The 7979-nt window shown below is 66.7% G+C and carries 7 protein-coding genes and 1 pseudogene; 6 read left to right on the top strand and 2 right to left on the bottom strand.

What is annotated here, in order from left to right; translation table 11 throughout:
- Both GH737_RS11330 and GH737_RS11325 read left to right on the top strand, forming a co-directional pair.
- A partial coding sequence (locus GH737_RS11330; protein ID WP_338061782.1) for an RcnB family protein occupies positions 1–398 on the top strand: 398 nt, incomplete at its 5' end.
- A 100-nt stretch (positions 399–498) separates the two neighbouring features.
- Complete coding sequence (locus GH737_RS11325) at positions 499–2370, top strand: DUF885 domain-containing protein (RefSeq protein ID WP_155264922.1); 1872 nt, start codon at positions 499–501, stop codon at positions 2368–2370.
- Here the strand turns inward: GH737_RS11325 and GH737_RS11320 are convergent.
- Positions 2367–2831 carry an Lrp/AsnC family transcriptional regulator gene (locus GH737_RS11320; protein ID WP_196233125.1) on the bottom strand — a complete coding sequence of 155 codons (465 nt, stop codon included), beginning with the start codon at positions 2829–2831 and terminating at the stop codon, positions 2367–2369. The two genes, GH737_RS11325 and GH737_RS11320, sit on opposite strands and share 4 nt — an antisense overlap.
- A gap of 150 nt (positions 2832–2981) precedes the next feature.
- Here GH737_RS11320 and GH737_RS11315 point away from each other — a divergent pair, with 150 nt between their 5' ends.
- The 3 genes from GH737_RS11315 (at position 2982) to GH737_RS11305 (ending at position 5986) form a co-directional block, all read left to right on the top strand.
- Positions 2982–4058 (top strand): S41 family peptidase, encoded by a 1077-nt coding sequence (locus GH737_RS11315; protein WP_196233124.1) that lies wholly within the window; start codon positions 2982–2984, stop codon positions 4056–4058.
- Between the two features lie 96 nt (positions 4059–4154).
- Positions 4155–4409, top strand: a complete 255-nt coding sequence (locus GH737_RS11310; RefSeq protein ID WP_155264919.1) for a hypothetical protein — start codon at positions 4155–4157, stop codon at positions 4407–4409.
- Between the two features lie 122 nt (positions 4410–4531).
- Positions 4532–5986 carry a class I SAM-dependent methyltransferase gene (locus tag GH737_RS11305; protein WP_155264918.1) on the top strand — a complete coding sequence of 485 codons (1455 nt, stop codon included), beginning with the start codon at positions 4532–4534 and terminating at the stop codon, positions 5984–5986.
- Here GH737_RS11305 and GH737_RS11300 read toward each other — a convergent pair.
- The gene (locus GH737_RS11300; protein WP_275401963.1) at positions 5983–7563 is read right to left on the bottom strand and encodes a lysine--tRNA ligase; all 1581 of its coding nucleotides are present in this window, start codon (positions 7561–7563) and stop codon (positions 5983–5985) included. The two genes, GH737_RS11305 and GH737_RS11300, sit on opposite strands and share 4 nt — an antisense overlap.
- A 40-nt stretch (positions 7564–7603) precedes the next feature.
- Between GH737_RS11300 and GH737_RS11295 the strand changes: the two are divergent.
- A pseudogene (locus tag GH737_RS11295) lies at positions 7604–7979 on the top strand (ATP-dependent DNA helicase); the annotation flags it as partial.

Genomic DNA, 7979 nt, shown 5'->3' with positions numbered 1-7979 from the left:
GATCCGCTCGCCCGACCCCAATCGTGAGCAACACGCCGCGGCCTGGCACGCAGCCGCCGCTGCGCGCCGAGCACCGCCGTGGCGGCGAGCACCGTTGGGACGGCAGCTGGCGGAACAATCACCGCTACGACTGGCAGAACCACCGGCGTCATCACCGGTCGCTGTTCCACCTCGGCTTCTACTTCGACCCGTACGGCTGGGGCTATCAGCCCTATTCGATCGGATGGCGGCTGTGGCCGAGCTATTACAGCAGCCGTTACTGGATCAACGATCCGTGGATGTACCGCCTGCCTTACGCGCCTCCGGGCTACGCCTGGGTGCGTTACTGGAACGACGCGATGCTGGTCGACACCTGGACCGGAACCGTCGTGGACGTGATCCCCGGCTTCTTCTGGTAGAACCAGCCGAGCCGAACATCGAAGGGGCGTTGCGGTATTTGCCGCAGCGCCCCTTCTGCATTAGCGGCCCCGATAGCCGCTCGCCCCTGGAGAATCCCGAATGAAATCCGCCGTCCGCCTGATCCTGTCCGCATCGCTGCTGGCGCTCGCCCCGTTCGCGGCAGCAAGTGCGCAGATTGCGACGCCTCCCGTCACGGCATCCGCCCAGGCGAGCGCGCACGACCGGCTGTTCCGGCTGTTCAAGGAAAGCGACGAGGCGAGCCTCAGGCGCAACCCGATCGCGGCTTTGTTCCGCGGCGACCAGCGCTACGCCGACCGGCTCGGCGACCTGTTCAGCGACGCGCATTACCAGGCGGAAAAGGCCGCGGCCGAGCACGATCTCGCGGCGCTCCACGCTATCCCGCGCGACCAGCTCAGCGCGACCGATCAGATCATTTACGACGTGTTCGAGAACCAGACGCAAGAGACGCTCAAGGGGTTCGCGCCCGAGCTGCTGACCATCAGCGAAGCGCTGCCGATGAACCATTTCTTCGGCATCCACACCGCTTACCCGACGATCGCCGGAGGGCAGGGTGCCGCGCCGTTCAAGACGATCGCCGATTATGAGAACAATTTGAAACGCAACCGCGACTTCGCCGCCAACATCGATGCCGCCATCGCGCAATGGAAGAAGGGCGAGGCGGAAGGGATCGTCGACACCAAGCTGACGGTCGGCAACATGATCGAGCAGCTCGACGACCAGCTCAAGTTGACGCCCGAGCAGTCGCCGTACTGGGGGCCGATCAAGAGCTTCCCGGCGTCGATCAAGGCCGCCGACCGCGCGCGGCTCACGGCCGAGTACCGCGATTCCATTGCCAAGGTGATTTACCCGGCGCTGCGCAAGATGCGCGACTTCCTCGCCAACGATTATCTCGCCGATGCGCGCGAGGGCTTCGGGCTCAAGTACATGAAGGGCGGCGACGCTTATTACCGCTATCTGATCGAGCAGACGACGACCGAGCCGCTGGACCCTGAGCAAGTCCACCAGCTCGGCCTCAGCGAGGTCGCGCGAATCACCAAGGGCTTCGAAGAAATCCGACGGGAGGTCGGCTTCAAGGGCACGCTTCACGAATTCTTCGACTACATGCGGACCAGCCCGAAATTCCAGCCGAAGAGCAAGAAGGAGCTGGAGCAGGGCTTTTACGCCGTCCAGAAGAAGGTCGAAGCGAAGGTGCCGCAATTTTTCTCGAAGGTCCCCAAGGCGGGGCTGGTCATCCGCCCCTATCCCGAGTTTCGCGAAAAATTCGAGGCCGGCGGCAGCTACGAGAACGGCACGCCCGACGGGTCGCGCCCGGGGACCTTCTATTTCAACGGCTACGACCTCCCGTCGCGAAGCACGTGGGAGGAAACCACTTTGTTCATGCACGAGGGGGAGCCCGGGCATCATTTCCAGATCAGCCTTGCGCAGGAGAATCCCGCGCTTCCGGCATTCATGCGCTTCGGCGGCAACACGGCCTATGTGGAAGGATGGGCGCTGTACGCGGAATCGCTCGGCTACCCGATGGGCATGTACACCGACCCCTATCAGCGCTTCGGCAATTTGAACGACGAGATGCTGCGCGCGATGCGGCTGGTGGTCGACACCGGGATCCACGCCAAAGGTTGGACGCGCGACCAGTCGATCCAGTACATGCTCGACCATTCGGGCATGGGGAAGACCGACGCCACCGCCGAGGTCGAGCGCTACATCGCGATTCCGAGCCAGGCGCTCGCCTACAAGATCGGGCAGCTGACCATCAGCCGGCTGCGGGACGAAGCCAAAGCGGCGCTCGGCGAGAAGTTCGACATCCGCGAATTCCACGCGCAGGTGCTCGACACCGGCGCGCTTCCGTTGCCGATCCTGGAGGAGAAGATCCACCGCTGGATCGCGGCGAAACAGGGCGGCGCGCCGGCGCAGTCAGCTACCGGACAGCGGCCCGGCGAACGCGGCTAGGAGCTAAGCCCCACGAACGGCGCGAACTTGACTTCGCGCTTGACGAAATGGGTCTCGTAGCGCCGCACCGTCGGTGAGGATGCGAGCAGAGCGTCGGCGGAGTCGTTGAACTCGGCCATGGCCGCGCAGTCGAACAGCGCGATGAAATCGTGGGGGCCCGCGACCTCGTAGCAGAACTGGACCTCGCCGGCGGCGAGCAGCCGTTTCTCCAGCGCGGCCTTGCCCTGGAGGTCGGCATGCTCGCTCAATTGGATGAAGACGATCGCGCGGAGCCGGCCCCTCGTCAGCCGCGGCGCAAGCAGCGCGATGGTTCGGGCGATCCATCCTTCGCCGCGTAGCCGCCTCAGGCGCCGGGCGATCGCCGACGGGGACAGCGGCACGTCGGCGGCAAGCGAATCGGCGGTGCGCGAATCGTCGCGCTGGACGAAATCGAGCAGCTGGAGGTCGAAACGGTCGAGCACGGTCCGACGCTGCCAAATTCTGGCACGCAGCGCACCAAATTTGCGCACAACGCGCACGAATTGCTGATAGTGTATTACTTGCATGACACAGCGAGGGTACCGAGTCGTATGCGCGCCGCCACTTCCTCCCTGCTCCTTGCCTGCCTCGCGTTGAGCGCTCCGTTCCCGATGCAGGCGGCGGCTCCGGCGCCGCCTGCTTCCGCTGCGGAGTCGCCGTCCGCGGCTGCGCTCGAAAACGGTGAAGGGCGCGATGTCGCGCTCAAGCTCGCCGGCCAGCTCGTCAGCGCCTTCGTGTTCCGCGACCAGGCTCAGGCTTATGCGGCGATGCTTCGCAAGAATGCGGCGGCGGGCCGCTACGACAGCGGAACGCGCGAGGCGCTTGCCAAGCTTCTGACTGACGATCTGCAGGCGGTCCACAAGGACGGGCACCTGCGCGTTGCGGCGGTGGAGAAGCAGGAGCAGTCCGGCGCGCACAGCGGGCCGCCGAGCGATTTCCCGCCGCTGATTCAGGCCGCGAAGACGATCGCTCCGTGCATCGGCTACATCCGCTTCACCGCCTTCTTCGGCACCGACGAGGAAATGGCGGGCGTGCGCAAATGGCTCGTCGACAACCGCGACGCGCGCACGCTTATCTTCGATCTGCGCAACCACCACGGCGGCGGCCTCGACGAGCAGGACGCGATCTTCTCCTATATCTTCGCCGAGAAGACGCCGCTGGTGAAAATGGCGATGGCGAAGAACATCTACGAAGAGCATGGCTCGCCGGTGAAGCCGGGGCCGACGCTCGCCTTCGCGCCCGAGGGCGAAAACATGGTCGGCACGCACAGCGCCGTTCCCGGCGAGGACACGGCGCTGCGCCGGGCGAAAGTGTATCTTTTGGTGTCCAACAAGACGGCGTCGGCGGCGGAGCATTTTGCGCTCGCGCTCAAGTCCACGGGCCGCGCAACCTTGATCGGGGAGGCGACCGCCGGCGCCAACCATTTCGGCGGCGGGCAGGAGATCACCGACCATTTCGGCGTGTGGATGCCGATCGGGCGCACCTACGACATCAAGACCGGCAAGGATTGGGAAGGCGCGGGGATCGCGCCCGACATCGACGCGGACCCGAAGCGGGCGCTCGTTCTTGCGCTCGAGAGGGCCGGGGTGAGCCATGACGAAGCGGTGAAGCTCGATGCGGCCGAGGTTCCGGCCGAGCCGATCCATTCCGACAAGCTCCGCGCGCGCTGAGATGGGACGTTCGTCGAAACGATCCGCAGAGGCGCGTCGACGAGGTGCGGCACGCGACGAGAGCTTCGATCAGGACGACAATGAGGAGGTACGCGCATGGCGAAGCACAGGCTCGAACTGCTGGTCCTCTTGACGGCATTTGCCGTCGCACCGGCGACTGCCGGCAACCGCATCGGACCCGTCGGCGACCATCATTCCGGCGAGTCCGCCTGCCCTTATGAGCGCGCGCGGCTTGCCGCCGCTGCCCCTGCGCAAACGTTCAGCGGGCCAACGAGGGTCACTCTGATGGAGCGACTCCCAAGGAACGGAACCATCGGCGGGGTCGTGCGCAGGAGCTCGCTCAACCCCTAGCCGGTACCGCGGCCGGACCGCGGCGCCGCAAAAGTCGAAATGCTCCCTGAATTGGGGTAACCTACCTCGGCAACGCGGGGCACCGCAACGGTGCAGCTTCCGGCCGAAGGCAGGTTCACGCCATGACCGACCTGACCCAGTCAGAAGCGACCGTCTACGACACGGTCGCCTATCCGACCGCCATTTTCACGCAGACGCATCCGGATCGCCTCGCTGTCATCGCGCAACTGCACGAACTCGCCGCCGCCGACCCCGCGACCGCGCGGGTGCTCGAGGTGGGATGCGGCGATGGCATGAACCTGCTGGCGATGGCGGTCGCCGCGCCCGAAGCGCGCTTCACCGGCTTCGACCTCGCGCCGACCGTGATTGAGCGCGGGCGGACGCGCGCCGCAGCGGCAGGGCTGCACAATGTCGAGCTCGAGGTGCGCGATGTCGTCGAGGCAGCACGCGAGCTCGAGGGCGAGTTCGACTATATCATCGCGCACGGTCTCTACGCCTGGGTGCCGCCGCGGGTGCGCGATGCGCTGCTCGCGCTGATCGGCCGGGTCGTGGCGCCGCAGGGCATTGCCTTCGTCAGCTACAACACCCTGCCGGGCGGCTATTTCCGGATGGCCGTTCGCGACCTGATGTGCCACTTCATCCCGGCGGATGCGGCACCCGAGGCAATGCTGCGGATTGCCCGACAGGTGCTGCAGCAGTTCGCCGAGCCGCGGGCGGACGACGGCCCGGCCATGGCCGCCTACCGGCACCAGGCCGCGCGCACGCTGGAGCAGCCGGACGGCCTGCTGTTCCACGACGAGCTCGGCGCGGAATATCACCCGCAACTGCATTCAGAAGTTTGCGCCGCCGCCGCGCGAGAGGGACTGGTCTTCCTCGGCGACACCGGGCGTGGGCGCTTCGACGACGGCTTCCTGCCCGAGGGCGTCGAGCCAAACGCCGACGTGCAGGCGCAGATTGTTGCGCTCGCGCAGCAGCGCGACTTCATGGACCTGCGCTATTTCCGCCGCAGCCTGTTCGTCCGCGCCGACGCACAGCCGCGCCGCACGTTCGAGCCGGCGGCAATGCGCCGGCTCTGGGCATCCTCGCGATGCACGCGCGACGGCGACGGCTGGCGGGGCGAAGAAGGGACGCTGTTCGCGGTCAAGGACCCGGTGCTGGCGGCGGCGCTCGACCGGCTGGCGCAGGCACGGCCGGCGCGGCTGCCCGTTGCGGCGCTGGATCTCGACGACGCGCGGCTACGGTCGCTGCTGCAGCTGTTCGATCTCGGACCGATCGACTTGCACACCGGCCCCGCGCCGTTCGCGACCGAGCCCCCCGAGCGGCCGGCGCTGAGCAGCCTCGCCCGCGCGCTGATCGCCGAAGGCATCGAGAATCTATGCACGCTCGACCATTCGACGGTGCGGATTGAGGACCCGGTGCTTCAGCGCTTCTTCGCCGGGCTCGACGGCAGCCGCGATGCCGAAGGCATGCAGGCGCTCGCGGCCGACAGCGGCTTCGCCGATCCCGCTCAGTGTCGCGAGATGCTCGACGTCGCGCTTCGCAAGGCGCTGATCATGCGGCCGCGAACCGCGGCTTAAGCGGCAGCGCTCGACGCCTCGGCGATCAGCTTGCGTGTGTTGTCGATCCCGTAAAGCGCGATGAAGCTGCCCATGCGCGGGCCTTGGGGAGAGCCGAGCAGGGTCTCGTAAAGCGCCTGGAACCAGGCGCGCAGGCTCTCGAACGGATGACGCTTGCCGACTTCGAACACCTGCGTCTGGATGTCCTCGGCCGTCGCGTCGGCGGGCAGCTTCGCCAGCTCCGCGTCGAGGTCGCGGAGCGCTTCGGCTTCCATGTCGCTCGGGACTCGGCGCTGCAGCGTCGGTGCGACGAAATCGCGGGCGTAATTGACCGCGAGGCCGATCAACTCGTCGAGTTCGGGGTCGCTCTCAGGCGACGTGCCCGGTGCATAGCGCTGGACGAACTTCCACGCGGTGTCCTTGTCCGCGACGCCGGGCAGGCTGACGAGATTGAGCAGCAGCCCGTAGGTCAGCGGCAGCGCTTCCGTCGGCACTCGGCCGCGGTGGATGTGGTGCACCGGGTTGCCGAGCTTCTGCTCGACCGGCTGCTCGGCATATTTCTCGCGAAACTGCCAGTAATCGTCGACCGCGCGCGGGATGACTCCGATGTGCAGGCTCTTCGCGCGTTTCGGCTCGCGGTAGATGTAGAAGGCAAGGCTCGGCTCGCTGCCGTAGCGCAGCCATTCCTCCAGGCTGAGGCCGTTGCCCTTCGACTTGGAGATCTTCTCGCCTTTTTCGTCGAGGAACATCTCGTAGTTGAAGCCCTCGGGCGGGCGGCCGCCGAGGATTCGCGCGATCTTTCCCGATTGGACCACGCTGTCGATCAGGTCCTTGCCCGCCATTTCGTAATCGACCCCGAGCGCGACCCAGCGCGCGGCCCAATCGACCTTCCACTGCAGCTTGGCCGCGCCGCCGAACGCGGACTGCTGGACTCGGGCACCGTCCTCGTCGTCGAACGCAATCAGGCCCGCCTCCGCGTCGATCACCTCGACCGGTACCTGGAGCACGCGGCCCGTCGCGGGCGAAATCGGAAGCACCGGCGAATAGGTCTTGCGGCGGTCGTCGCGGAGCGTCGGGAGCATCACCCCCATGATCGCGTCGAACCCGCGAAGCACCTTGCGGATCACGTCGTCGAAGCGGCCGCTGGTGTAGCAGTCCGTTGCCGAGACGAACTCGTAATCGAAGCCGAAGCGGTCGAGGAAGTGGCGCAGCATCGCATTGTTGTGGTGAGCGAAGCTGTCGTGGGTGCCGAACGGGTCGGGAATCTTCGTCAGCGGCTTGCCCAGATTTTCTTCGAGCAGCTGCTGGTTCGGGACGTTCTCGGGCACCTTGCGGAGCCCGTCCATGTCGTCGCTGAAAGCGATCAGCCGCGTCGGGTTGCCGGTCAGTTCTTCGTAGGCGTGGCGGACGAAGCTGGTCCGCGCGACCTCGTTGAAGGTGCCGATGTGCGGCAGGCCCGATGGGCCGTAGCCGGTCTCGAAAATCACCCGATCGCCCGCCGGCTTGCCGTCGGGCCAGCGCTTCAGCAGCTTGCGCGCCTCCTCGTAAGGCCAAGCCTTCGACGTCATTGCGGTGTTTCGAAGCGTTTGGGCGTCCAAATCCGTTGCTCTTCTGTTCTCGGGGCGTAGGGTCGCTCAGATGACCGCTCCTTTGCCTCTTCCCGCACTGCACGCAACCCACGCGGGGATCTGGCTGGCGAGCGGCGGCGGGGAAGCGCGCGAAGCGAGCCGGGGCGAGGCGATAGCGCGCGCCGCCCAGACTCCGCACATCATCCTGAACGCGCCGCTGGTCGGGCAGAGGCTCGGCTATCCCGAAGTGAGCGGGCTCGACTTGCTCGAGCTGTTCGCGTTCATCCACCCGGCGCGCTTTGCGGTCCCGACCGCAGCCGGGCTGAGCCGCGCGGTTGGGCTCGAACCGCCGGGGAGCGAAACGGAAGCTGCCGGTGCGCTCCAGCGGATCGCCCAGCGGCTGCTTGCGGTGCTCGCCGATCCGGACTGGCGCGAGCGCGAAGGCG

This window comes from Sphingomonas segetis, from assembly GCF_009720245.1.
Lineage (GTDB): Bacteria > Pseudomonadota > Alphaproteobacteria > Sphingomonadales > Sphingomonadaceae > Sphingomicrobium > Sphingomicrobium segetis.
The sequence above is the reverse complement of the archived record's forward strand: the minus strand, read 5'-3'. Positions and strand labels throughout refer to the sequence as shown.